This is a genomic window from Nocardiopsis synnemataformans, from assembly GCF_965343085.1.
GTDB lineage: Bacteria > Actinomycetota > Actinomycetes > Streptosporangiales > Streptosporangiaceae > Nocardiopsis > Nocardiopsis alborubida.
Map to the genome: position 1 here is coordinate 44,845 of NZ_CBDRFA010000043.1, position 24,872 is coordinate 69,716.

Annotated in this window: 26 protein-coding genes; 23 read left to right on the top strand and 3 right to left on the bottom strand. The window is 68.6% G+C overall.

Going from position 1 to position 24,872, the window contains the following annotated elements; genetic code table 11:
- Nucleotides 1–360: 360 nt before the first annotated feature.
- From ACSIH6_RS23480 to ACSIH6_RS23490, 3 genes are all read left to right on the top strand, one after another.
- Complete coding sequence (locus ACSIH6_RS23480; protein WP_435110466.1) at nt 361–1,590, top strand: helix-turn-helix domain-containing protein; 1,230 nt, start codon at nt 361–363, stop codon at nt 1,588–1,590.
- Nucleotides 1,587–2,138, top strand: a complete 552-nt coding sequence (locus ACSIH6_RS23485; RefSeq protein WP_435110467.1) for a flavoprotein — start codon at nt 1,587–1,589, stop codon at nt 2,136–2,138. The genes ACSIH6_RS23480 and ACSIH6_RS23485 overlap by 4 nt, the downstream gene beginning before the upstream one ends.
- A 396-nt stretch (nt 2,139–2,534) precedes the next feature.
- Nucleotides 2,535–3,452 (top strand): hypothetical protein, encoded by a 918-nt coding sequence (locus tag ACSIH6_RS23490; RefSeq protein ID WP_435110468.1) that lies wholly within the window; start codon nt 2,535–2,537, stop codon nt 3,450–3,452.
- Here the strand turns inward: ACSIH6_RS23490 and ACSIH6_RS23495 are convergent.
- Nucleotides 3,439–4,086 carry an HAD family hydrolase gene (locus ACSIH6_RS23495; RefSeq protein WP_435110469.1) on the bottom strand — a complete coding sequence of 216 codons (648 nt, stop codon included), beginning with the start codon at nt 4,084–4,086 and terminating at the stop codon, nt 3,439–3,441. The two genes, ACSIH6_RS23490 and ACSIH6_RS23495, sit on opposite strands and share 14 nt — an antisense overlap.
- A gap of 265 nt (nt 4,087–4,351) precedes the next feature.
- Between ACSIH6_RS23495 and fxlM the strand changes: the two genes are divergently transcribed.
- The 4 genes from fxlM (at nt 4,352) to ACSIH6_RS23515 (ending at nt 10,096) form a co-directional block, all read left to right on the top strand.
- A complete protein-coding gene (fxlM, locus tag ACSIH6_RS23500) occupies nt 4,352–5,632 on the top strand; it encodes a methyltransferase, FxLD system (protein WP_435110470.1) in 1,281 nt (426 codons plus the stop codon).
- Nucleotides 5,629–5,823, top strand: a complete 195-nt coding sequence (locus ACSIH6_RS23505; RefSeq protein ID WP_435110471.1) for an FxLD family lanthipeptide — start codon at nt 5,629–5,631, stop codon at nt 5,821–5,823. The genes fxlM and ACSIH6_RS23505 overlap by 4 nt, the downstream gene beginning before the upstream one ends.
- Nucleotides 5,824–5,897: 74 nt before the next feature.
- Entirely contained in the window at nt 5,898–8,885 is a 2,988-nt protein-coding gene (locus tag ACSIH6_RS23510; protein WP_435110472.1) for a lantibiotic dehydratase, read from the top strand.
- Nucleotides 8,882–10,096 carry a lanthionine synthetase C family protein gene (locus ACSIH6_RS23515; RefSeq protein WP_435110473.1) on the top strand — a complete coding sequence of 405 codons (1,215 nt, stop codon included), beginning with the start codon at nt 8,882–8,884 and terminating at the stop codon, nt 10,094–10,096. Before ACSIH6_RS23510 ends, ACSIH6_RS23515 begins: the two co-directional genes overlap by 4 nt.
- Before the next feature lie 66 nt (nt 10,097–10,162).
- Here the strand turns inward: ACSIH6_RS23515 and ACSIH6_RS23520 are convergent, their stop codons facing one another.
- Together ACSIH6_RS23520 and ACSIH6_RS23525 are read right to left on the bottom strand one after the other, a co-directional pair.
- A complete protein-coding gene (locus tag ACSIH6_RS23520; RefSeq protein WP_435110474.1) occupies nt 10,163–10,354 on the bottom strand; it encodes a DUF397 domain-containing protein in 192 nt (63 codons plus the stop codon).
- An 11-nt stretch (nt 10,355–10,365) separates the two neighbouring features.
- Nucleotides 10,366–11,235 carry a helix-turn-helix domain-containing protein gene (locus tag ACSIH6_RS23525; RefSeq protein ID WP_435110475.1) on the bottom strand — a complete coding sequence of 290 codons (870 nt, stop codon included), beginning with the start codon at nt 11,233–11,235 and terminating at the stop codon, nt 10,366–10,368.
- A gap of 275 nt (nt 11,236–11,510) precedes the next feature.
- On the opposite strand from ACSIH6_RS23525, the gene ACSIH6_RS23530 reads away from it, so the two are divergent.
- The 16 genes from ACSIH6_RS23530 to ACSIH6_RS23600 all read left to right on the top strand — a co-directional run.
- On the top strand, nt 11,511–11,927 hold the full coding sequence (locus ACSIH6_RS23530; protein WP_435110476.1) for an ATP-binding protein: 417 nt from the start codon (nt 11,511–11,513) through the stop codon (nt 11,925–11,927).
- 744 nt (nt 11,928–12,671) lie between these two features.
- The gene (locus ACSIH6_RS23535; protein ID WP_435110477.1) at nt 12,672–13,199 is read left to right on the top strand and encodes a hypothetical protein; all 528 of its coding nucleotides are present in this window, start codon (nt 12,672–12,674) and stop codon (nt 13,197–13,199) included.
- A 50-nt stretch (nt 13,200–13,249) separates the two neighbouring features.
- Nucleotides 13,250–13,969, top strand: coding sequence for a hypothetical protein (locus tag ACSIH6_RS23540; RefSeq protein ID WP_435110478.1), 720 nt, complete (start codon nt 13,250–13,252; stop codon nt 13,967–13,969).
- 13 nt (nt 13,970–13,982) lie between these two features.
- The gene (locus tag ACSIH6_RS23545; RefSeq protein WP_435110479.1) at nt 13,983–14,627 is read left to right on the top strand and encodes an SAF domain-containing protein; all 645 of its coding nucleotides are present in this window, start codon (nt 13,983–13,985) and stop codon (nt 14,625–14,627) included.
- Nucleotides 14,627–15,385 (top strand): CpaE/TadZ family protein, encoded by a 759-nt coding sequence (locus tag ACSIH6_RS23550; RefSeq protein ID WP_435110480.1) that lies wholly within the window; start codon nt 14,627–14,629, stop codon nt 15,383–15,385. The genes ACSIH6_RS23545 and ACSIH6_RS23550 overlap by 1 nt, the downstream gene beginning before the upstream one ends.
- Complete coding sequence (locus ACSIH6_RS23555; protein ID WP_435110482.1) at nt 15,382–16,689, top strand: TadA family conjugal transfer-associated ATPase; 1,308 nt, start codon at nt 15,382–15,384, stop codon at nt 16,687–16,689. Before ACSIH6_RS23550 ends, ACSIH6_RS23555 begins: the two co-directional genes overlap by 4 nt.
- Nucleotides 16,686–17,549: a type II secretion system F family protein gene (locus ACSIH6_RS23560; RefSeq protein ID WP_435110483.1), complete on the top strand. Its 864-nt coding sequence runs from the start codon at nt 16,686–16,688 to the stop codon at nt 17,547–17,549. Before ACSIH6_RS23555 ends, ACSIH6_RS23560 begins: the two co-directional genes overlap by 4 nt.
- The gene (locus tag ACSIH6_RS23565) at nt 17,546–18,445 is read left to right on the top strand and encodes a type II secretion system F family protein (protein ID WP_435110484.1); all 900 of its coding nucleotides are present in this window, start codon (nt 17,546–17,548) and stop codon (nt 18,443–18,445) included. Before ACSIH6_RS23560 ends, ACSIH6_RS23565 begins: the two co-directional genes overlap by 4 nt.
- Before the next feature lie 19 nt (nt 18,446–18,464).
- On the top strand, nt 18,465–18,632 hold the full coding sequence (locus ACSIH6_RS23570) for a hypothetical protein (protein WP_017563104.1): 168 nt from the start codon (nt 18,465–18,467) through the stop codon (nt 18,630–18,632).
- 5 nt (nt 18,633–18,637) lie between these two features.
- Entirely contained in the window at nt 18,638–19,045 is a 408-nt protein-coding gene (locus ACSIH6_RS23575) for a pilus assembly protein (RefSeq protein WP_435110485.1), read from the top strand.
- Complete coding sequence (locus ACSIH6_RS23580; protein WP_435110486.1) at nt 19,042–19,464, top strand: TadE/TadG family type IV pilus assembly protein; 423 nt, start codon at nt 19,042–19,044, stop codon at nt 19,462–19,464. Before ACSIH6_RS23575 ends, ACSIH6_RS23580 begins: the two co-directional genes overlap by 4 nt.
- Nucleotides 19,461–19,871, top strand: coding sequence for a pilus assembly protein TadG-related protein (locus ACSIH6_RS23585; RefSeq protein ID WP_435110487.1), 411 nt, complete (start codon nt 19,461–19,463; stop codon nt 19,869–19,871). Before ACSIH6_RS23580 ends, ACSIH6_RS23585 begins: the two co-directional genes overlap by 4 nt.
- A 7-nt stretch (nt 19,872–19,878) precedes the next feature.
- Complete coding sequence (locus ACSIH6_RS23590; protein ID WP_435110488.1) at nt 19,879–22,332, top strand: OmpA family protein; 2,454 nt, start codon at nt 19,879–19,881, stop codon at nt 22,330–22,332.
- A gap of 570 nt (nt 22,333–22,902) precedes the next feature.
- On the top strand, nt 22,903–23,124 hold the full coding sequence (locus ACSIH6_RS39470; protein WP_488186019.1) for a DUF8033 domain-containing protein: 222 nt from the start codon (nt 22,903–22,905) through the stop codon (nt 23,122–23,124).
- Nucleotides 23,125–23,208: 84 nt separating this feature from the next.
- Nucleotides 23,209–23,565: a hypothetical protein gene (locus tag ACSIH6_RS23595; RefSeq protein ID WP_435110489.1), complete on the top strand. Its 357-nt coding sequence runs from the start codon at nt 23,209–23,211 to the stop codon at nt 23,563–23,565.
- A gap of 101 nt (nt 23,566–23,666) precedes the next feature.
- The coding region (locus tag ACSIH6_RS23600; RefSeq protein ID WP_435110490.1) for a DNA polymerase III subunit beta at nt 23,667–24,872 on the top strand (1,206 nt) is incomplete at its 3' end.

Below are 24,872 nucleotides of genomic sequence, written 5' to 3' on the forward strand. Positions count from 1 at the left end.
GGCACGTTGTGTCAGGGGCGGACCAGAGATGGGAACGCTCTGTCCCTGTTGCTGCTGCGGTCATACACGGCAGTGTGGTTTCGCGCGGAGGGAGAACCTATGCGCGCACGGTTAAGCGCGGCGTTCGAATTATGCGCACTGTTCGATTCACCGATCATGACGAGGGGAAGCCCTTTTGATTCACCTGACCGGTTTCAGAAGGGGCTGAACAGAAACCGGATTCGCCGCTACTGTGAGGGCGTCTCGTTACGCCCCCAGGTGACGAAGGAGGCTCTGATGTGCGGGAACTGCGGACGCCCGCGCCATGACGGGCGAGGAGCGTGTGGCTGCATTCCGGCCTGGGTGTGGCGGGATCCGGAGGTGGTCGACGCGGTTCGGGAACGCGATGCTCAGGCGGTGGTGCGGTTCCTTCGGCGCCGAGTGTCGTCGCTGACGCAGGAAGCGCTGGCGCGGATGTGTGGGGTCGCGCAGAGCACCATCACCCGGGCCGAGTCGGGGCGAGGTCTCACCGATCGGCGCAAGGCCATCGAAGCCCTGCGCGGCCTTGGAGCACCGTTTGACGGCTCTCCCGCCTCAGACTCGCAAGAACCGCTTCCACACCACTCCTTTTCACCGGTCGGTCCCATGCTGAACCTCGACGAGCTTGCCAGCGCTCTGGCACCACACGCGATGCCGCCCTCGGTGTCCACCCGATCCTTCTCCCTGGCTGAACTGGCCAGAGAGGCCCGGCAGGCCAAGGCCGACTACCAGGGGTGTCGGTACGCAGCCGCATCCGGACGGATTCCCCGCCTGCTGAACTTTCTGGAGCATGCGGATCTGAACCATGACGAAGCGGCCCGCCAGCACTTGGACCGAGTCAAGGCCGATGCCTACCACGTGGCCGCGAGTGTGCTGCTCAAATGCGACGAGCGGGGGTTGGCCTGGCTGGCCGCCGACCGTAGCTTCCGAGCGGCTGAAGCCACACACGATCCCGTTCTCATCGGCTCCAGCTCTCGGATCTACGTTCGCGCCCTCATGCGTGAGCGCCGCTACCGAGCGGCGGTCGACCTAGCGGTCTCGGGGGCTGAACGGGTGCACCGACAAGCCCGTCCCTCCACCTCCGCGTCACTGTCGGTGTACGGCTCCCTGCTGCTGAGTGGTGCTGTGGCGGCGGCCAAACGGGAGGACCGCGACAGCTCCCTGTCGCTGCTGGCCGAGGCAACGGACGCCGCTCGTCGGCTTGGCGGGGACCACAACCACCGCTGGACCGCCTTCGGCCCCAGCAACGTGCTCCTGCACCGGGTGAGCATGGCGGTTGAGCTCGGAGACGCAGGACAGGCCATCGAGCAGGCGAGAAGGGTACGACTCGAACACGTGCATCTGCCCGAACGCAGGGTCGTGCTGCACGTGGACACCGCCCGGGCGCTCACCCAGTGGGGAAAGCTGCGCGAGGCCTACACCGAGCTGGTGGCGGCTGAGAAACTGGCGCCCGAGGAGCTCAAGGAACGCCCGGTGGTGCATGGCCTCATCAAAGAGCTGTCCGCACGCTCCTCCGGGCACCTCAAGCGAGGGATCATCCGGTTGGCGGACCGGGCGGGGGTAGTCCGATGAGCTCCGTCAGAACCCTGTACGTCGTCGTGTGCGCGGCGGGCCCGGCTGAGCACGTGGAGAGGCTGATCTCCCCGGCGTTGGCCCAAGGATGGCGCGTCCAGGTGATCTCGACACCCGCCGCTCTGGCTTTCTTCGAGCCCCAGGTGGTGGAGAAGCTCACCGGTCACCCGGTGCGCAGCCAACACCGCGCTCCCGGCACTCCACGGTCCCCGAAGGCGGACGCGGTCATCGTCGCACCGGCGAGCTTCAACACGGTCAACAAGCTCGCAGGGGGCATCGCCGACAACTACGCGCTGGACGTGCTCAACGAAGGGATCGGGCTCAGACTGCCGGTGGTGGTCCTGCCCTTCGTCAACGAGGCCTACGCCCGGCGCCGACCTTTCCAGCGCAGTGTCACTGCGTTGCGAGAGGAGGGTGTGCGTGTGCTGTTGGGGGAGGGGGAGTTCGTGCCTCATCCGGCGGGGCAGGGAGGGGATGCCTTCGAGCGGTTCCCGTGGCAGCTGGCGCTTGCCGCGGTGGAGGAACGCCTCGCTGAGCGGACGGAGTAACCGCTGATGATCTGCGGGAACTGTGGGCGCCCTCGGGGCGAGGGCACCCGGGACTGTTCGTGCGTGCCGGAGTGGGTGTGGCGGGATCCGGAGGTGGTCGACGCGGTCCGGGAACGCGATGCTCAGGCGGTGGTGCGGTTCCTTCGACGCCGAGTCTCTTCGCTGACGCAGGAAGCGCTGGCGAGCATGTGCGGGGTCGCGCAGAGCACCATCACCCGGGCTGAGGCAGGACGCGGACTCACCGACCGACGCAAGGCCGTAGAGGCCCTACAGGGACTCGGAGCTCTTGACGCGGTACGGGAGCGGGCGATTCCGAGGCAGACTCCGAACGCGCCTTTGGCGCACGAACCACGCGGTAGCCAGGCGCAGGAAACCGCTGCTGACACCATCCGTCACTTGATCAGCAACTATGACCTGCCCGAAGACGGAGCGATCCGTCCGATCAGTGAACTTCAAAAAGACGTGGTCGGGATCGTCAGATGCCGACTCAACTCGCACTACAGCTGCCTCTTGGAGCGTCTGCCGAACCTACTGCCCGAGCTGACCCGCGCCTTGATGACTGCCCGGAGCGCCGAGCGCGACCACGCTGCTCGGCTTCTCGTCCAGGCTTACCGTGCTGCGGACGCCGTAGCCGACAAGCTCGGCCTTCACGACCTGTCGGCGCGCACCATCCAGGTGATGCTCTGGGCCGCGGAGCAGACCGAGGACGAAGTGACACGGGCAGCAGCGGCTTATGTGCGTGGAGAGGTGTTCTTCTGCCACCGGGACTTCCGTCCGGGGCGTCTCATGCTCGAACGAGCGGCCCAGAAGCTTTCACCGACCACACCGCGTGAGTGGGCCGCATATGGCGCCCTCCACATGCGCGCCGCCGTTCTCGCAGCTCGGGGCGGGGCGTTCGAGCGAGCCCAGGACCACCTGAAAGAGGCCCGAGCGTCGGCGCGGCTCACCAGGGAGGGCGTCTACACCGGTACGGCCTTCGGACCGGCCTCCGTGCGCGTCCACGAAGTCACCTTGGCGCTGGAAGCAGAGGACCCCGGACGAGCACTGGCGACAGCAGCCGCTTGGTCCCCACCCCGGCAACTGCCCGCCGAACGCGTTTCGCACTTCTACATCGACGTCGCCCATGCCCAGACACAGCTGCGGCGCCCGGACGGAGCCCTCAACGCTCTGACTTCCGCATGGACGGTGGCTCCCGAGCACACTCGACTCCACTCGCGGGTGGCCACGATGCTCACGCAGCTGAGCAGGGCCGGTGGGGCGCAGGAGTCCGCGGCGAGAGAGTTCGCGGCGGTCGCGGGGATCACCGTTCCTTGACGAGGAGGGCAGGAAGTTCCTCCAGAGAATCGACGACCCAGTCCACGTGACCGATGACCTGGGGGTCGTTCGCCCACAGGTGACCCCAAGGGCCGCGCCGGATCAGAACAGTCCGCAGACCGGCGGCATGGGCGGGAAGAACGTCGTTGTCGCGGTGGTCGCCCACGTACACGATCTCCTCGGGTGCGCCGGGAACCATAGCGATGACCTTGGCGAAGAACGCAGGATCGGGTTTGGCGACCCCCCATTCACCCGACGTGGCGATGCCGTCCACCGGCAGACGCAGTTCGTGGAGCAGTTCTCCGGCTCGTGCCGTCTGGTTACCGGCGATCCCCACCCAGACACCCGCGTCACGGAGCGCGCGAAGCCCCGGGCGTACGTCCGGGTACAGGTCCACCTCCTCGATGAGCTCTCCCTGCCCCGCCTTCTCGCGCAGCTGCCGTTCCCGTGCGAGGTCGAAGCCCGGCCGGAAGTAGTCGAAGGTCTCGGCGTTGTTGCGGCCCTCTGCGGTCACCGCGCCCAGGACGGCGGAGAACGTGTGCCGGGGGACGTTGATCCAGTCCGCCCACCGCGCCCACTCGCGAGTGTCGTCCAGCAGGGTCTCGCCGACGTCGAACACCACGGAACGGATCATGCCTTTGGTCTTCCTCACCCGAGTCGGCCGCCTTGTCCGTGCCTCATTGTGCCTGGGCGCGAACGCGCTCTGCCCGGCCGCGGCTGCCCTCCCGCCTCCGGCCTCAGGAAACAGCACTTTGCTGTCAGCGCATCGCACCTGTTCAAGAGCAGTGAATCGAACGCTGCGCATAATCCGAACGCGAAGGTTATGCGTGTGCGCATAGGCCCCCGTCGACAGACACGGGACACTTCTGCCGTCGAACAACGGACGGGGGAGAGGCCCAGTGACGACAGACGCGGTCGGCGAGGCGACCAAGTCGCCAGAGAACCTGCGCGCACAGATGGTGGAACAGCTCAGGCAGGACAGTGCCCACGAGGGCGAAACCCTCTCTCCACGGGTGGCGCGGGTGATGGAAGCGGTGCCGCGTGAGGCGTTCGTGCCCGGGCTGGACCTGGAGGAGGTCTACAACCCACACCGAGCCCTGGTCACCAAGCGATCCGAGGACGGCATCGCGCTCAGTTCGGTCTCAGCGCCGAGCATCATCGCCACCATGCTCGACCGGGCCGACATCCAGCCCGGCCACCGCGTTCTCGAAGTGGGCTCGGGAGGCTACAACGCCGCGCTGATCGCCGAACTCGTCGGTGCCGACGGTCAGGTCACCTCCATCGACATCGACCCGGACGTGGTCGAGCGCGCTGAACGGTGCCTGATTTCGGCCAGATACTCCGACCGGGTGACGGTCGCAGCCGCGGACGGCGAAGACGGGTTCGCCGACCGGGCGCCTTTCGATCGGATCGTGGTCACCGCAGGGGCGTGGGACGTGCCGCCCGCCTGGCAGGAGCAACTGGCCGAGGGCGGGCTCATGGTGGTGCCGCTGCGTATCCGCGGGCTGACCCGTTGCCTGACCCTTGAGGCCCGCGACGGTCACCTCCAGGCACGGAAGGTGGACATGTGCGGGTTCGTGCGCATGCAGGGAGCGGGCGAGCACTGGGAGTCCATGCCCTACCTCCACGAGGAACCGGAGCGCCGGGTCGGGCTGCGCCTGGAGGACGGTCCCGACGTCGACGTGCAGGCGCTGCGCAAGGCCCTGGCAGAACCGGCCACGACACGGTGGTCCGGAGTCACCGTGGGGGACGAGGACCCCACCCACTCCCAGGACCTGTGGGTGGCATCGGCTGTGGACGGATGGGCGGTCCTGACCGCAGACCCGGGTGCCGTCAAAGCGGGTGTGGTCACCCCCACCTGGACCTTGGGCACGCCCGCTCTCGTCTCTCCCGCCGGTGACAGCTTCGCCTACCGCACCCTGCGCCCCTTCCCCGAGGACGAGGAGCTCGGCGAGCTGGGCGCCATCGGTCACGGACCCTCCGGTCCGGCCTTGGTCGACCAGCTCAACGACCTGGTGCGTGTCTGGGACAGCAAGTACCGCCACGGCATCGAACCCGACATCATGCTCTTCCCCCGGTCCACCCAGGACGACCAGCTTCCCAGCGGTCGGGTCGTGGACAAGAAGCACACCCGGATGGTCATCACCTGGCCCTCCCACACCCCCAAGGAGCAGCTGTGAAAGTACCGACCCTCGACGTGGTCGAGACCGAGGACGGGTTCACCCCTGTCACCGACGTGTTCGACCTCGACCTCCAGGTCCACCAGGGGTCTGAACTGGACTCCGGCCTGTGGAGCATGACCAACGACGGCTGCGGCCAGACGTGCCAGTCGGCGTGCACGAACAGCTGCACCAGGCGCACGGTCGGCTGAGGCACTGAACCCGAGGGCGCTCCCACCCGTCTGCCGAGGGAACGGGGGCGCCCTCTTCCTGTGGGGAGGAGATCATGTTCGTCCTGGCCGAACCTGCGGTGACGCTGCGGGCAACCCTCACACCGACCTCGGTCGAGGAAGCCGCATGGCCGGACCCGGCGAGGGCGCCGGTGGCCGAACTGCGCCGGTGGTTGAGCCAGACCTGGCAGGACACGTCTTTCCCCTCCGATGCGGTCCGGATGGCCAGTCCGGCCCTGGCGGAGCTGACAGACCGCGTGTGCGGTGGAGAAGGTCTGCCGCCGGAACGGGTACGTCGGTGCGCTGCCTCCCTCATGCGCTACCTTCTGCGCGCCCGCTTCCGTCCGACCCCCTTCGGCCTGTTCGCGGGTGTCGCCCCCGCCACGGTCGGAACGGCCACCTGCGTGGTCTGGGGCCAGTACCACCAGGTGGTGGCCCGTCCCGACGCACGATGGCTCTCGGGCTACAGTAACCGCATCGACGCGCGAGCCCACCCGGACCTGAGAGTGGTGCGGGCCTCCACTCTCCACGTGAGCGGCAACCGCCTCATCCGATCCTGGTTGCCCGGGGCCACTCCGGACGAGGCGGCACCGGTCTCGGTACGCCACACGCCCGCCACCGAACTGGTCCTTCACCTGGCGCGTGTCCCGCGCCCGCTGGGTGAGTTGGAGAACGCTCTGTGCGAGGCGTTCACCTCCGCAGCTCGGGAGACGGTGTCGGCAACGCTCGCATTGCTGCTCCGGCACCGGATTCTGATCAGCGCCGCTCATCCACCCATGGCCGAGAGCGACCCCCTGGGCTGCCTTCTGGAACGAGTGCCCGACCAGGAGCAGGCAGCCACCAGGGTCCACCAGCTGCTGAGCCGCCACAACACCACTCACCATGCAGCCGAGCACACCGGACTGCGTGAACAGGCCCTGCGTCATCTTGCCGAAGCCGACCCAGAACACGCCCGTCTGGCGGTGGACACGCGCCTGGACGCACAGGTCACCCTCTCCTCCAGCGTGGTCGAAGAAGTCCAGAAGGCAGCGAACACCCTGCTCGCCTGGGCTCCCCACCGCACCGGTTCTTCCGCCTGGCTCGACTACCACCAGCGGTGCCTGGAACGCTACGGCCCCGGCGCGCTCATCGCCCTGACCGACCTGGTCGGATCCACCGGGATCGGCTGGCCCGCCGGATACCGGGGATCGTTCCTTCCCGCTCCCGAACAGCACGGCCCCACCGCACGCGACCACACGCTGACACAGGCCGCACACACTGCGGCCCTGGCGGGGGAGGTCGAGGTCGATCTCCTGGCGTTACCTCAACCAGGCCAGGAGCACGAGGCGCCCGCGCCGCCGCATCTGGAGGTACGCGCCCAGATCCAGGCCTCCACCCCGCAGGCCGTGGACGAGGGGAAGCTGACGCTGTGGATCACCGGTGTCTCCCGCGCGGTGGGAGTGCTCACCGGACGCTTCTTCCACCTGGACGGCATCGCCGCAGGAGGGTACGAGAACCTGCCCACGCTCACCGAGGGCGCCGTCCCGGTCCAGCTCAGCGCCCCACCGCTGGTGGACTCGGCCCACAACATCGCCCGCACCACCTCCGTCCTGCCGCGTCTACTTGTCATCGACGAACACCCACCGCCCGTCACCCTCGGCGGGCCGCAGGTGTTCGGCATCGACGACGTGTCCGTGCGCGTGGACCCCGACCACCTGCGCCTGCAACGCCGCTCCACCGGCCAGATCATCGAACCCCACCTGTTCTCCGCGCTGGAACCCCGCTGGCACACCCACCTCCTGGTGCGCCTGTGCTACGAACTGCCCCGCGCCCGGACCGCACCTCATCTGGCATTCGCCTGGCCCATCTCAACCGACACCTGGACCCACCTGCCCCGGGTACGGGCCGCGAACGCCGTGCTTTCCCCGGCCCTGTGGAGGGTGAGAGCTGACGACATCGCCGCCCCCGACACGGACGCCTCCGAGTGGTGCGCGGCACTACGCGGCCTTCAACGACAACGCCGGATTCCCGATCACGTCCAGGTGATGGAGGGCGAGACCTACCTGGCGTTGGACCTGAGCCAGGCCGCCCACCAGCATCTGTTGCGCACCCACCTGGAACGGCGGGCGCGCCAGACTTCCGCCATTCTCATCGAAGCCCCACTGCCGGGTGCCTTCGCCTGGTGCCAAGGGCGTGCCCATGAGGTCGTGGTGCCTTTGGCCTCCACTCAAGCCCCGGCGCGCGCACCGCGTCCTAGCCTCACTTTCACACCACCGTCGGTACACCTCCCGGGCGCTGGCACATGGACCTCAGCCCACCTGTACTGCGACGCCGACCTGCACTCACGCCTGCTCACTGACCACACACCGCAGCTGTGGAAACGGTGGGGGAGTGAACCCGCCTGGTGGGTGGTCCGGTACAGCGACCACGACGGCCCGCACCTGCGCCTGCGTATCCCCACCAGCGGAGCCCACCAGCTCTCCGCCCTGGCATGCTGGGCCCGGGAACTGGAGGAAAGCGGTCTGCTCCGCCACATGACGCTGGAGACCTACCGCCCCGAAACAGGCCGCTACGGCAGCGGCGAAGCCCTTCAAGCCGCCCACACCCTGTTCTCCGCCGACACCGCCGCCGCACTCACCCAACTCCGGCACGCGGCCTTCGAGGACACCACCCGGCTGCACGCACTCGGAGCGGCATCACTGGTCGATCTCGCCACCGCGGCCTGCCCAGAACGGGGCCTGGAGTGGCTGACCGAACACCTGCCACGGGCCCGCACACCGATAGACCGCACCGCACACACCCTGGCCGTGGACCACCTGGGCGCCGCTACCGAGTCCGTCCTCTCCGAACTACAGCGGGCATGGCGCAACCGTGCAGAGGCCCTGGCCGCCTACCGCGCGCACCTTCCCGGTCCGGACAGCATCCATGACGTGCTGCCCTCCCTCCTCCACATGCACCACAACCGGCTGATCGGCCCCGACCACACCGACGAGACACGGCTCCTCGAACTGACCCGCGCCGTGGCCCTGACCCTCTCCGCCCGTGCTCGCCAGGGGACCCGATGATCACCGAGACCGCCGAGGAATTCCTCACCCACCTGGCCGACCGGTTCGCGGATCCCGTGCCGTCCCTCATCACACGAGCCCAATGCCTGGACACCGGAGCGGCCGGGATCGCCCTGTTCCACGCCGTCCGAGCCCAGCATGACCCAGACAGCGCGGAGCGCGTACATGCCTGGGTCCGGGCAGCCACCGCCGAAGGCGTTGACGCCTCCGAGCGAGCGGGAGCGTTCTACGGGCTCCCCGCCCTGTCCCTGCTGCTGTCGCTGTTGCCGGACCAGTACACCCACGCACGGGCCACGCTCACGCGCCACCTGAACAGCCTGGTTCACCGGCGACTCGATGCCGCCCGCGTCCGCAGGGAACGCCAAGGCCCGCTGGCCTTCGCGGAGTACGACGCCATCAACGGCCTGACGGGCATCGGCGCCGTACTCCTGCGCACGGACCCCCGCGGGTCGGCGATGGTCGGGGTCCTGGACTACCTGGTTCGGCTCACCGAACCGGTACGGGTACACGGTGAGGAGCTGCCCGGCTGGTGGGTGCGGCACGACCCCTGGCACAACGCCGTTCCGGCCTGGGAAGGCGGCCACGTCAACCTGGGGACGGCACACGGCATCGGGGGAGTGCTCGCCCTGCTCGCGCTGGCCCACCGCCAAGGGGTCCGGGTGCCGCACCAGGATGAGGCGATCGACCGGGTGTGCTCCTACCTCGATGCCTGGAGACAGCAGGACGAGGAGGGTGCATGGTGGCCAGCGTGGACCACTCCCCGCCGCTCCGGTGGCAAGGGCATGGAGGCGGGGAAGCCGGGTGGGATGTCCTGGTGCTACGGCACGCCGGGACTGGCACGCGCCCAGCAGCTCGCTGGCCTGGCCCTGGGAGACACTGCCCGGTGTCACCTTGCCGAGCGGGCCATGGCAGGCTGCTTGGAACCGTCGTCTCTCGACCGGATGGTTGAGACGGGGTTGTGCCACGGCCTCGCGGGAGTGGTCCAGGTCGCCTACCGGATGGCGCAGGACCAGGACAGCTCAGCACATGCCGCAGATCTGAACGCCGGACTTGCCGAGGCCACACCGAGACTGTTCCGTCAGACGCTGAGCGGTGACACGGCTCTGACTGGACTTCTCGAAGGACCGCTCGGGGCGGTGATGACCTTGTCCACGGTCACCGTTGGTTCGAGCGGCCCGAGCTGGGACACCTGTGTGCTGCTGGAGGCGTGACCCGGGCCTTCTTCACTCGGCACGACAGCGCAGCAGAGCTACCGCTCGGCGGAACGAGCAGGTCTCCTACCGGGACTTCAGCTCATCCAGGAAGGCCGTCCACTCCATGCCCGGGAACGTGAGCGTGCCCTTTTCTGGGTGCACCGAGTCGCGGACGTCCGCACTGCTGGGCTGGTGCCTGACCTGGACGCACTGACCGTTGCCACTGCTGTAGCTGCTCGTGAACCATTCGCCGAGCCCTGTGCTGTTCTCTCTCATCCTTGTCCTCCCTAGCTCTCTTCCATCATGCCCGCAGCCGTCGCCGTGACGAGTTCGCGCGACTGCTCCGGGCTGAGGGCCATACCCACCAGGTGCTCAAGGATCAGCGAGTACCGGTCGACCTCGACCTCGCCTTCCAGGAAGAGGTCTCCCGCCATGCTGTCGATGTAGACCACCGCAGGGTCAGCCAGGTCGGGGAAGTCGACCAGCACGAACGACCCTGGCATGCCGGGGTGGGCGCCCGACTCGAACCTGATGACCTGCAACTCCACGTGGGGGAGCTTGGCCATGGTGTTCAGGTGGAGCAGCTGCTCACGCATGACGCGCTGCCCTCCCACGATCCGGCGGAGCACGGCCTCGTCCATGACAGCGCGCAACCGGAGCGGGTCAGGCCTGTGCAGCAACTCCTGCCGCTTGAGACGGGCACGGACGCGGTCCTCAACCTGCTCGTCGGTTGCCAGGGGAAGAGTTCCCCTGACGACGGCCCGTGCGTAGTCCTCGGTCTGGAGGAGCCCCGGCACGAACAGGGACTCGTAGTTGCGGATGGTGCGGGCCTCGGACTCGAAGAGGATGTAGTTGGTGTACTCCGTCGGCAGCTCCGACGGATAGGTCTCCAACCATCCCTGCTTACCCGAGTCCTTGGTCAGAGCCAGTAGTTGTTCCCGCTCGCCGACGTCGACCCGGTAGAGGTCGCACAGCGTGTGGAGGGTGCGCAGTTGCGGTCGGGCCTGGGCCGACTCGATGCGGTAGAGCGTCGACCCGTTGATCCTGGTCGCCTCGGTGACGTCCTCGCGGCTGAAGCCCGCTGACTCACGTAGTTTCCGCAGTTCGGAGGCCAGCCTTCGCATGCGCAGTGTGCGTGTGGGCTTCTTCGCTGGCACGGTCCCGCTCCCTCGCCGTCAGGCATGGCTGTGCGTGTCGATGGTGCTCCGGCTCAAGCTATCCCGATTTTTCGATTGATGCGAACGCATACCTTGCATTCTCAGCAGTGCGTAGTCATCATGGGCGTAAGCATGCCAGGTATCCAGTGCTGGCGCTGCGGTTTCCCTGAGAGAGGCTTGCCATGGCTGTGAATATGCCGGTCCGAGACGGACCTGTTGGCTCCGGACCGATCCGATTCCCGGGCTCACGTCAGTGCGTCTGCGACCTCAGGCTGGTGGAGGACTACCGTCCTGCCAGGCTCGCGCGCAAAACGGCCCGCGTTCTTCTGGACGGGTTCGGCCTGCTCGCCGACCAGGTGTTCCAGATCGAAGAGGCCGTCTCCGAGCTCGCTGCGAACGCCGAGCTGTACGGGCGCGCGCCCTGGCGGTTGCGGATCTACCTCGACGGCTGCTCTCTGTGGGTGGGCGTCTTCGACAGCGACTTCCGCACGGCGGAGTTGGTCGACCGCTTCCTGAGGGAAGCACCCGGTCCCCTCGACCTGATGAAGGAGCACGGTCGCGGGCTGCGTCTGGCCTACGAGGCCTGCCACGGCGAGTGCGGCGTGAGGTCCACGCACGAGACCGGGGGCAAGGAGGTTCTGCTGCGCTTCACCGTCTCAGGCGCTCTGACCTCCGCACCCTCCGGCCCGTAGGAGCCATCAGTAGTTTCCAGAAGTCCGGCCCGACGAGCGCGCCGCGCGGCGCGACGGCGTGGTGCGGACCCTCCCGATGGTCGAGGCCCGCAAGGGCGAGCAGTTTCTCCCACCGGGAACGCCCTGGTCCACCCTCAACGCAAGAGCCCCCGGCAGCCGTGTCACCGGCCCCGGGGAACGGACAACGCTGTATGGAGCGCTGCCACATGAACCCTATCTTCCCCCTGCTGTCCTGGTTGGGAAGGACGTTCTCCTCGCCGCCAGGCCGCCACCGCCGAAGGACTGTCCGCCCTGCTCCCGCCGCGAAACACCGCCCGGTCAGGCCCGTGCCCGACGCCTGCCCGATCCGCATGGACGACCCGTCCGACCCGCGCCGGTATTCCATGCCCCGTCAGCCCTTTCTGGTCTGGGAGAGGGTGCTTGCTCTGCATGGATGAGCATCGGGTGAAACGGGTGTTGTCCAGGCCTTCGTAAGGCTGACACTCGGGAACGGACACACATACCTGAACAGGTGCCCTGCTCTTCGCCGGTGGAGCGGGGCACCTTTATGTGACCAGCTCGTCTTCTCTGGAGAGGATGACCAGAACATGAATGACGGTGCCCTATCTTCGAACCAGAGCCTTACCTTTTGGTGAGGAACGCCTATCGGTTCAGAGTTCCAAGGTGTCTACATATTGGAATCAGGACGGCCCGGTACTAGCCTCGTCACTCCAAGTGAGGAGCTGCTGAGGACCGGGAGGTGTGATGAGGCTCCACACAATCGGAGTGATTCTGCTCGGGGTGCTCATCGCCGGATGCGCCCCGCAGGAAGGCGAGCCTGATCTCCAGCCCAGCGGGCCCTCCGACTCCTCCCCTTCGCCTGAGCCAACGGCGGAAGAGGCGGCACTACAGGCCTACGAGTCCATGTGGGATGTCGTGGTCGAAGCCTCCCACGAAGGGGAGTCCGACCCACCAGAGCTTGAGCAGTACGCGACGGGCGAGGCGCTTGCCTTGATGCGGCAGACCTTGGAGGAGGCCGCCGAAGACGAAGCCGACGTACGAGGCGAACCCGTTCTCAACCCAGAGGCCGTCGAGGTATCCCCCCAGGACAATCCGGACACAGTCACGCTTCTGGATTGCCTTGACGGAACGGAGTGGGTGGAGCAGGACGGCGCTGACCCCGAAGGGGGAGAGGGCTCGTCGAGTAGTCGCCAGGTCGATGCGGCAGTGAGCAGCGACGGGCTTTCATGGCGTGTATCTGAGCTGCGTATATGGGAGCCAGGGACATGCTGAGGAGATCACTCACGATTGCCGTTGCAGCTGCCGCCTTTGTCGCGGTCACTGTGCCAGCTTCCGCGGATGAGTTCCTTGGTCGAGCCGAGTGCGGCACTGACGGCGGTCCCGGGTGCGACGTCTCCGCTGAGTCCGGCGGAGGAAATCCGGACGTTTCGGGGAACGAAGGAGAACCAATCCCCGAGGCCGCCCCCGAAGGCACGGGATCGGCCTCGTCCGAGCCCGCGTGCGAGGTTGATGGCCTCTCGGCGCGGTGTAGCGCCACGGTCGGCGGCGGTGCCGACGAGGCCGAGGAGGAGGTCGACTTCGAGGCTCTGGCGTACGCGGCCCGTGCGGCGTTCCAGCTCTCCTCTCCCGAGATTGCGATGTCGCCGAGCGCGGACGCACCCGTCCTGGTGCGGGTTCCGGTCTGGATGTGGATCTCCTCCGACGCCTGGCAGGAGGAGACGGCCACCGCGAGCGTGCCCGGCGGATCGGTGACGGTGACCGCCACTCCCACGTCGGTCTCCTGGTCGATGGGCGACGGCACGACCGTGGAGTGCGAGGGCCCCGGTACTGCCTACGACCCCGATGTCCACGATCCAGCGGAGCCCTCTCCGGACTGCGGACACACCTTCACCTCCATCAGCGGCGGCTATGAGGTGACCGCCAGCCTGTCGTGGCAGGTGGAGTGGTCCAGCTCCGACGGTGAGGGCGGCACCTTTCCCGCCCTGACCACCCAGACGTCCACGACGGTGCGGGTGGTCGAGTCCTCCGGAGTGGTGACATGAAAAGGCGAACACCATGGTGACCACAACCGACACCCGAACCAGCGGCAGCGACAAGGACGAACCGGTTCGTCTGTCAGGCCGGGCTACCCGCCGGTGGCGGTCGGCGGTGGTCGCGGTGGCGCTCATGGTGGCCGGGGCGACCGCGGTGGTGATCGCGCTCAGCCAGGTGGACCAGCGCTCCCCGGTACTGGTGGCGGCCGGTGACCTTCCGGCCGGGCACGTGGTCACCGCCGCCGACGTACGGGTGGTCGAGCTGGCCGGGGCCGAGAGCCTGCCGACGGCCTCCGACGTCGAGCAGGTAGTCGGTACCACGCTCACCCTTGCGGTCACCGAGGGCGCTCTGCTGTCGGACGAAGTCCTGGGCGCGGACGGAGAACAGTTGGCCTCCGGCCAGGCCACGGCCAGCGTTCAACTCGCCTCGGGGCGGGTGCCCTCCTCGGTACGGACGGGCTCGCAGGTGACGGTGGTCCTCACGGGGGAGAGCAGCGACACCGCGTCCTTTCCCGCGCAGGTGCAGAGCCTCACTCCGCTGACCGAGGAGGTGGGCGGTGAGGTGCACGTGGACCTGGTGGTGGACGGCACCTACGCCGCCCAGCTCGCCCGGGCCGCCGCCGAGGACCAGGTCTCCCTGGTACAGACCCCGCACGGAGGCGACTGATGCTGGTCGCGCTCTTCTCCCTGTCCGGTGCTCCCGGCGTCACCACGCTGGCGCTCGCGCTGACCAGCACCTGGCCCGCCCCTGATCCGGTGTGGATGGTGGAGGCGGACGCCTCCGGCGGTGACGTCGCCGCGTGGTGGCGCCTTCCGGTCTGGCCCGGTCTGGTGGACCTGGCGGCGGCCAGCCGCAGCGGCCAGGACCACGAGAGAGTCGACACCGCGGCGGTCTCCCAGGTGCTGCCGGGCGGTGTGCGGGTGTGCGTGGCGCCGTCCACGGCCGACCGCACCGCCGGAGCGGTCGGCCTGCTGGCCCAGAACCCCAAGGCCCTCAAAGGCGATCACGTGACGGTCGCGGACCTGGGGCGGGTGCTTCCGGAGGCCACGCCCGCGGCGTTCCTGGAGGCGGCGGACGCGGCGGTGCTGGTGGTCCCAGGCGATGTCGCGCACCTGAAACGAGCCAAGGAGTCCGCGGCGGGCCTGCGCACCCGCTGCCCCCGTCTGGGGCTGGCCGTGGTCGATCCGCCCCGGGGCAGCGCGGAGATCAGCGCGGCGGTGGGGCTGCCCGTGTGGGCGAAGGTGCCGCAGGACGCGCGCACCGCCGCCTTCCTCGGCGGGCAGGGCGAGGTGGCGCGCCTGGACCGGCGGCCCCTGATCAAACAGGCGCGCGCTCTCGGCCGCGCCCTCGCAGAGCAGACACGACCGGCCGTCACGGACCCGGTGGATCCGACGGTGGCGCGATTCCTCGGGCAGGTGCCATGAGCGACGAGATGTCAGCGTTCCATGTACGGGAGGTCACCGGGGAAGCGACTCGGCGCCTGAGCGCGCACGCCGCGGACACCGACCCGGTCGCAGGACAGGAGTACCGAGCTCTGGCCCGCAGGGTCATCCGCCAGGTGCTGGACGAGAGGGCCAGCCGCGCGCTGGCCTCCGGACAGCCGGTGCTGGACGGCGCCACCGAAGAGGTCATCGCCCGGCAGGTGCTGGCCCGGGTGTGCGGGCTCGGCCCCCTGGAGGCCCTGCTGGAGGACGCCGAGATCGAGAACGTCAACCTCACCGGAACCCAGGTGTGGGTGCGCTACGCCGACGGACGGCGCGAACGGCTCCCAGCGATCGTGGACGGCCCCGAGGAACTGGTAGCCCTGGTACGGCGGATCGCCGCCGACTCCCCGATGGGGGAGCGGCGCTTCGACCCGGCCGCCCCCATCCTGGACATGGCCCTGGCCGACGGCTCCCGGCTCAACGCCATCCTCGACGTCTCCCACCAGCCCGCCGTCTCCATCCGCCGCCACCGCTACCACACCACCGGCCTGGGCCAACTGCGACGCCTGAACACCCTCGACCAGATGCTGGTCGACCTGCTGCGCGCCGCGGTGCGCTCGCGGCGCAACATCGTCATCACCGGCGGAACCGGCGCGGGCAAGACCACCCTGCTACGGGCCCTGGCCACGGAGATCCCGCCCCAGGAGCGGGTGGTGACCATCGAGGACGTGCCCGAACTCGCCCTGGAACGCGATGAGACCGCCCACCCGGACGCCGTCGCCCTGCACGCCCGCCCGCCCAACACCGAGGGCCGGGGCGAGGTCACCGTCGCCGACCTGGTCCGCGCCGCGCTGCGCATGTCCCCCGACCGCGTCATCGTCGGCGAGACCCGCGGCAGCGAGACCGTGCCACTGCTGACCGCCATGTCCCAGGGCAACGACGGCTCCCTGACCACCCTGCACGCCGCCTCCAGCGCGGGAGCGTTCACCAAGCTCGGCGCGTACGCGGCCCTCTCGGATCGGCTCCCGCTGGAAGCGACCTCCCTGCTGGTCGCGGCGGCGGTGCACCTGGTCGTGCACCTGTCCGCCACCCCGACCGGAGGCCGACGCGTCACCAGCGTCCGCGAAGTGGTCGGCGCGGACGGAACCCAGGTGGTCTCCAACGAGATCTACCGCCACGAGCACGGCCACAGAGCACCCGCCGCGCCACCGAGCCCGGACACAGCCAGGGCACTTCACTCCGAAGGGTTCGACGTGGCCCGGCTCATGGCCGCCCCGAACACCGTGAACGGACACCGACGATGACCGCGGCACTGGTCCTCGGGGGAACGGGCGGTCTACTGCTGGGCGCCGGGGTGTGGTTGTTGCTCACCGGTGTGCGGCGTCGCCCCCAGAAGCCGGGGGCACGTGTGCGACGAACACCGATGCCCCGCACCCGGGTGCTCCGGGCAGCCTCCACCGCCGCGGGCGGAGTTCTGACCGCCCTTCTCACCGGGTGGCCGGTCGCGGGAATCCTGGCGGCGGCCGGAATGTGGTGGCTTCCGCGCCTGCTGGGCCCCGACCGCGAGCACGCCAGCCGTGTCGCCCAGGTGGACTCGGTCGCCGGATGGGCCGAACAGATCCGCGACCTCATGGCCGGAGCCGCGGGCCTGCACCAGGCCATCGCCCACACCGTCCCCACCGCCCCCGAGCCCATTCGCGCCGACGTCGCCCACCTGGCCGAACAACTCCAACAGGGGACACCGCCCGAGGAAGCCCTCCAGGAGTTCGCCGTCCGGGTGCAGGTGCCCACCGCGGACCTGGTGGTGGCCGCCCTGTCCAGCGCGGCCAGCCGCCACGCCGCCGACCTCGGCGCACTGCTGTCCAGCCTGGCCCAGGCCGCCCGGGAACAGGCCGCAATGCTGGTGCGCATCGCCGCGACCCGGGCACGGGTGCGCACCTCCGCGCGGATCATCGCCGCCACCACCCTGGCCTTGGCGGTGGGTCTCGCGCTGGTCAACGCCGACTACCTCGCCCCCTACAACACCGGTACCGGTCAGCTCATCCTGGCGGGCATCGGCGCGCTGTGGGCGGTGGGCCTGGTGTGGCTCGCCCGCCTGACCCGCACCAGCTTGGGTCCCCGGGTGCTGGCCCGTGAGAAGGCAGAGCCGGAGGTGGTGCCGTGAACACCTTCCTCCTCGCCGTCGCGGGCGGGTGCATGCTCGCCGCAGGACTGTGGTTCGCGCTGCTGCCCCGTCTGTCGCGGCCCTCGCTGGCCGAACTCCTCCAAGAGCCCGCGACCGCGGTCACCGAGCCCGCAACTGAGTCCGTCGAGCGACCTGGCTGGTCGAGCAGACTCGGCTCTCCCGGAGTCCCCCTGCTGTCCGCTCTGGGATTGCCGACCCAGCGCACGCGCCGCCGCCTGGCCGCGTGCGACCGCGACGTGCCCGGCTACCTTTCCCAGAAAGCCGCCATGGCGGTGCTGGCCTTGGGCGTCCCGCCCCTCCTCGCCACCGCCCTGGCCGCCCTCGGGCTCACGCTCTCCCCGCTGTTCGGCCTCCTAGCCTGGACCGTGTTCGCCGCAGTGCTGTGGATGGCCCCCGACCTGGAGGTACGCGACCAGGCCAAGGAGCGCTCCGAACAGATGCGCCACACCATCGCCGCGGTCTGCGACCTGGTCGTCATCTCCCTGGCCGGAGGAGCCGGAGTCACCGGAGCCCTGGACGACGCCACCCGGGCCAGCGACACCTGGGCCATGCGCCGCATCCGCACCGCCCTGTACACCGCCACCATCCAACACCAACCCGCCTGGACCGCCCTGGAGGAGCTGGGGGAGCGCTACGACGTTCCCGCCGCCACCGAGCTGGCCGCGAGCCTGCGCCTGGCCGGAGCAGACGGCGCCCGGGTCCGCGCCAGCCTCGCCGCCAAGGCCACGTCCTTGCGTACGCAACACCTGGCCGAACTGGAAGCACAAGCCCAGTCGGCCACCGAACGCATGAGCCTGCCGACCGTGCTCCTGTTCGCGGGCTTTCTGATCCTCATCGGCTACCCCGCCCTGCACCTGATCCTCACCAGCCTGTGAATCCGCACCGGAGGAGACGATGTTTCCCTTCCTCAACCGACCCGACCGCCCCCGCCCACACTCCGATGACGGATACTCCACCGAAGCCGTCGCCGTGATCGCCACCCTGGTCATCCTCGCCGTCGGAGCCCTGGCCCTGATCTCCGACGCCGTCCTGGGATGGGCCGGGTCCATCACCCTCGGATAGCCCGGATGCGCGGCCTCACAGCGTCCTCCACCGATCCCGACCGGGACCGCGGCAGCGCCGAGCTGGTCGTGGCCACCCCGCTCATGCTCCTGCTGCTGGTGCTCGTGGTCCAGATCGGCCTGTGGGCACACGCCACCCACATCTCCCAGACCATCGCCCAACACGGCCAAGCCGCAGCGCGCACGGTGGAGGCCACCGAAACCGACGGGCACATTCGAGCGAGCGAGGTCGCGGCCCAACTGCGCGGTGACCTCCTCCACGGCCTGGACATCACCGTGGAGCGCACCGACACCACCGCCACGGTCCAGGTGTCCGCGCACGTGCCCACGATGATCCCCGGCTTGGACTGGCCGGTGAACGCCGCGGTCTCCGGCCCGGTGGAACACCACACACCCGGCGCAGGCCAACCATGAACCGCCACGACAGCGCAGCAGAGCGCGGGTCGGCGTCGGCGGAACTGGCGCTGCTCACCCCCATCCTGATCCTGATCGCGATGCTGGTGCTGCTCGCCCACCGGCTGGTGAGCGCGGGCATGGCCGCCGACGCCGCGGCACACGCCGCCGCCCGCGCCGCCACTCTGGAACGCACCCCCGCCGCCGCCCACACAGCGGCCGAGACCGCCGCTGCCCAAGCGGTGCGTACGCACGAGCTGAGCTGCGCCACCCACGACCTGACCGTGGACACCGGTGGACTCACCCCCGGCACGACCGTGGACGTGACCCTGACCTGCCACGCGCACCTGTCCGACCTCGTCGGCCTCCACCTGCCCGGCACACGCACCATCGAAGGCACCGCGTCCTCGGTGGTCGACACCTACCGGAGCACACAGTGAGACGCCCCGCCCTCCGCGACGACCGTGGGCAGGCCACCGCGTTCCTGGTCATCATGGCCATCGCCCTCCTGTTGCTGGTCGCCCTCGTCTTCGACGTCGGCGGAGCCCTCAGGGAGCGCAACCGCAACCTCCAGCTCGCCCAGGAAGCCGCCCGCGCCGGTGCTCAGCAGATCGACCTGGCCGCCTACCGGGCCGACGGCACCGTGACCCTGGACCCCACCGCCGCGGCCACGGCCGCGAACGCCTTCCTCGCCGATGCCGGAGTGCGGGGCACCGCGACGGTCAGCGGCGACGTGGTCACCGTCACCGCGCAGAGCACTTACACCTTCCGCCTGCTCCCGCTGGCCGCGCGCACCGCATCCGGAACAGCGAGCGCCACTCCGCTCACCGAACCCACCACGCCCTGAGGCACCCATGACACACCCACGCCTTCGCCAGCTCGCCGCACTCGCCACCACCCTCGCCCTCCTGGCCGGACTGCCGTGGCTGGCCACGCTCTTGACCTGGCCCGTCCTCGACCTGTCCTGGACCAGCGTGCAGGTGTACCTGCGCAGCGCACGCCTGCCCGAGGGCGTGGGCACCGCCTTGCTGATCCTGGCCCTGTGGGGACTGTGGAGCCTGTACCTGGCAGTCCTGGCGATGGAAGCGGTAGGGCGCTTGCGCCACCGCACGCCCCGGCTCCGGCCGCTGCGCCCCTTGCAGATGCTCGCCGCCACCACCCTGGGCACCATCGCCGTGTCCCCGGCCGCCGCCCACGCCGCAGCTCCGGCCACCACCGTCTCCGAGGCCCCCGCCGAACCCGTAGCCGAGAACCTGACCGGAGCGGACGTAGACCGGCAGGACGTCGAGGAGCCGGTGCTCATCGACCGCTCCCGCACCATCGACTCCTTCGGCTACGACTCCGCGGAGCTGAGCGAGCCGATGCGCCAGGACGTACAGGCCATCGCCCAACTCATCGACCAGCACGGCTCTTCGGAGATCCCCGTGGTGGTGACCGGACACACCGACGCCGCAGGCGATGCCGCCTACAACCTCGACCTGTCCCAGCGACGCGCGGAAGCGGTCGCAGAGCAGCTGCGTACGCACCTGGGCGAAGAGATCACCGTGCGCGCCGAAGGAGAAGGGGACCGAGCACTCCTCGACTCGGCCGATGACGCCGAGCAACGCCGCGTGGAGATCTCCTACAGCGTGCTCCTCACCCCGCCCCCGGCCCCGGATACCCCACCAGCGCACCACGGCCCGGAGAACGAGGAGGCTCCCGAGGAGACCTCCGCTCCCGCGGTCGGACTCTCCTTGCCCGGCGGCCTGATCCTGGCCATGACCACCGGTACCGCTGGCTTGGTGGCCGGCATGGTTCTCGAACGCCGCCGCGGCCAACCGCAGCACTCCAACGCCGCGTACAAAGCCTCCACCGACGCGCACGACCAGGAGGAGAAGGCACACCACGCCACCGAGGCTCCCCTTCCGCCAAGCGCACCGATCGACACCGACGAGGACGAGGAAGGCGAGCGTCCCGAACTGGCGATGATCGACCTGGCCCGCGCACCCGGCCTGGGCATCACCGGCCCCGGCGGAGAAGGCGCTGCTCGCACGCTCCTGACCCGCGCCCTGGACCACAGCGAGAGCGCCCTCAACGTCGTCGTGCCCAGCAACGACCTGCACGCTCTGCTGGACGAAGCACGGCACCTGCCTCAGCTCGACGAGGACGCGTCGGTCATGGTGACCGAAGGCGTCGAAGACGCTCTCACCCTGCTCCAGCTCCAGGTGCTCACACGCCACCGAGCGGCCGATGAACGCGACGATGAGAACCACGACACTCCGCTGAGCGGGCCCCAATTCGTGTTGCTCGCCCGCGCGGATGCCGCTGTCGCGGCGGAGGTCGTCTCCCTGCTCACCCATACCCAGAACGCGCCTCTGAGCGCGGTGCTGCTCGGCCCCTGGCCCCAGGACGACGGCCCGACCATGACCATCGACGCCCACGGCGTCATCACTGCGGCCGAGGCCCCCTTCACCGAGGCGATCGGCCATCGTTGGGCCCCTGCCACCCCTGCTGAGCTACACAGGGCCCTGCTCGCCCACCACGACACACCGACCGCAGACTTCCCGGACATCGACGAGGTAGGCGGTGCGGACATCCAGGAGCCCGAACCGGAACCCGAGCCCGCTGTAGAAGCTTCTACGCCCCACCAGGCAGAGGCGTCCGCAGGCGCGGTATCCGTCACCGTGCTCGGCCGCATCACCCTGGCCGTCCACGGACAACAGGTCCGCCCACACCGCCGAGCCGCATACGAGGTCCTGAGCTACCTGGCAGCTCACCCGGCAGGGGTGAGGATGGAAGCCGCGGTCGATGCGATGTGGCCCCAGGACACCGGACACCGCGCCATCAGGCGCTGGCACGACGCCTGCACCTCCGTGCGCACCGCCTGCCGTCCTCTCCTGGACGAGGACGCGACCGCGGTCATCATCCACGACGGCGACCTCTACCGACTCAACCCCGACCTGGTGGTGTGCGACCTGTGGAGACTTGAACGGCTTCTGGACGATGCGGCCGGCAATGAGGACGCAGTGGTGCTCGTGACCAGCGCCGCGGCCCTGGCGGATGGAGACTTCGCCGACCAGGCCGACTACATGTGGGCCGAGGAAATCCGGGAAAGAACCCGGAACCGCCTTGTCGAAGCACTGACTGAGTGCTCCAAGGAAGTAGAAATACGCCGGGCGATCTCCATGCTGAACAGAGCAATCAAGATCGATCCCGCCTCCTTTGACGCCGCCCAGGAGTTGGCCAGGAGGTACGATGAAAAGGGCGACTCTGTATCCGCTAAGCGTGTGCGAGAAAACCACGAGATCACGCTCCAAAGTGCAGAGTAGGGATACTCCTTCGAGCTTCCTTTGTTTTTAATAGAGCTTTCTTTTTGCCGTTCCCACTCCCTTGCCTCGTTCTTTTGTGTTCCTTGCGCCCGGCTGGCCCTCAGGGCAGCCCTGAACCCCACCCTGCCCCCCGCCATCCTGGATGGCCACCCCTTGCGCAAGGATAACCGCAGGCCAAGAGGTAGGTAAGGATGGTCGGCGCTCCACCCGACTGGTGTCGCATGCGGCTCTAGAAAATTCTATCGGTGAACGCCGAGGTGTTTTTCGGGTCGGGCGTTCATTCTGCTTGTTTATTATTCCCCTTTCTTTCTCATGCTATAGCCCTCTTTGTTGTTTGCCCTTTCCTTGTTTCCTGTTCCTTGTTCTCCTGGGCTTTTGCCTGCGCTCATGGGGGGCTCGTGTTGCTGGATTTATTTCTATGTTTTGGTTTATCGGATCGGCCATTGTGGGTATATCTAGTAGTGACTAGCAGAGGAGATCAACGCAATGGCTATTGCTTCCATTCGCCATGATGTCGGAGGGTCGTTCGGGCTGCTGCGCTCCCGCTCGCCGTTCCGTTCGCACGGTGCCATGCGCGCCCACACGTACGCTCCCCGGGGAACCGGTCGACTGCCCGCAGAATGGGCTGACGTCTACCGTTCCGACTGCGACAACCCCGGAATCTCGTACGTCGTGTACTCCTATCAGACTCCTATCGCCTGGTTGCGCAACGACGGGCGCACGGTGATTCCCGACGTTGGCTATTCGGTCACCACCACGCGTCATCAGGGTCTGTGCCGAGTGTGGCTCTAGGTCGACTGTCCGGCAGTGCGCGCCGTGTCTCGCGCGTGCTGCCCACTGTCGACCTAGCAACAGCCAACGAAAGGAGTCACGGAAATGCGTGTCCTCTACGTCGGGTTCTTCCATGGCGGCCCCTATCACCCGTTCGGTGACGTCGGCAGCGAAGGGGAAGTGTTCACCTCGCGCGCGGACGCGGGGCGCAAGCTGCGACAGCGCGTCACCGGTTCCGGCATCTGCGACGTGTCCTATCCGAACCTGAGCGAAGACGAAACGGTGTCCACGCGTTCGGCGGACAGCGGACAAACCCTGTTCGCGCAGGTTCCCGAAGACGCCTATATCGACCTGTACGGCGTCGTTCCCTCCGACCGGAAGGGATGGGGCTACATCGCTCCCGAACCGGAATTTCGGATCACGCTCGGTCCGCGTTTCGGGATGCTCTGCGAGCCGTTCTGATTCTGGCCGTGATGGTGGGTCGCAGCGCGCTTGTCCTGTGGCCTGCCACCGGGGTCAAGAACTCTCGGACCACACACCCGATTCGTTTCCTGGGAGGAAACATGACTTCGGTTCTGGAAAGGACACACACCACCGACACCACGCACGCCATGACCGGTGTGTTCACCACCACGCGTGCCACCCTGGTGGACGCGTTGGCCACGGTGGGCATTGCCGTCGCTACGCGTCCGTCCGTGCCTGTCCTGGCTGGTGCGCTGCTGGAAAGCGACGGCGGGGACCTGTTGGTTCGCGGATTCGACTACGACGCAGCCGTGACCGTGCGCATCCCCGACGCCGTGAACACGCCCGGGCGCGTGCTGGTCTCCCACCACGAACTGTCCAAGCTGGTCAACGCCATGACTAAGGGAATGCGCAAGCGCGAGGCGGACCACCTGCCGGTGACCGTGCGCGTGCGTGACCACCAGTTCGCCACGGTCGAACTGGCGGACAGCGCCATGCCCATGGAGCTGCTGCCCGTGTCCGACTACCCGAACCTGCCCAAGCCCCCGCCCGTGTTCGCTCACGTGGACGGCCACCGGTTCGTCACCGAGTCCACGCGGGTGCTGCGCGCCGTGGGACGCGACGACACCCTTCCCCTGATCACCGGTATGAAGATCAACGTCGCAGACGGCGGGCTCACACTGGCCGCGACCGACCGCTACCGCCTGACGGTTGGGCACGTGCGCGCGCACGTCATCACCGAGACCGCTCCCGACGCTGGCGCGCTGATCGACGGCGCGCTGCTGGGCAAGATCCTGTCCAAGCTCGGAGAGGACATCCGACTCGGTAGCGGCCCCGGCCCGTTCGGTGACCTGGTCTCGCTCGAAAGCGGCCCGGTGACGGTGGTGGCGCGCCTGCACAACGACGGCGAGTTCGTCACGTACGAGGACATCATGCCCACCACCACGTCCGGCACCGTGGTGGTCGACCGTGCCGAACTGGTGACCCAGACCGAGCGAGCCGCCGCTGTGCTCACCGCCAAGGGGCACAAGCACAGCCCGGTCACGCTCACGGTCGCAACGGGCTCGGTACGGGTGTCCCCCTACCTGGGAGAGGGAGCGCAGCACGTGCGCACCCGCGCGTTGTCGGCGCGCACCAGCGGTACCAGTGACCTCACGCTCGGGTTCGACCACCAGTTCCTCACCGACGCGCTGAACACCTTCACCGGAGAGTCCGTCACCCTGCACCTTCAGGCGTCGGACAAGTCGTGCGTGCTGACCGACAGCCCCGACGGGCTGAACGACCCCACGGCGTTTCGCCACCTGGTC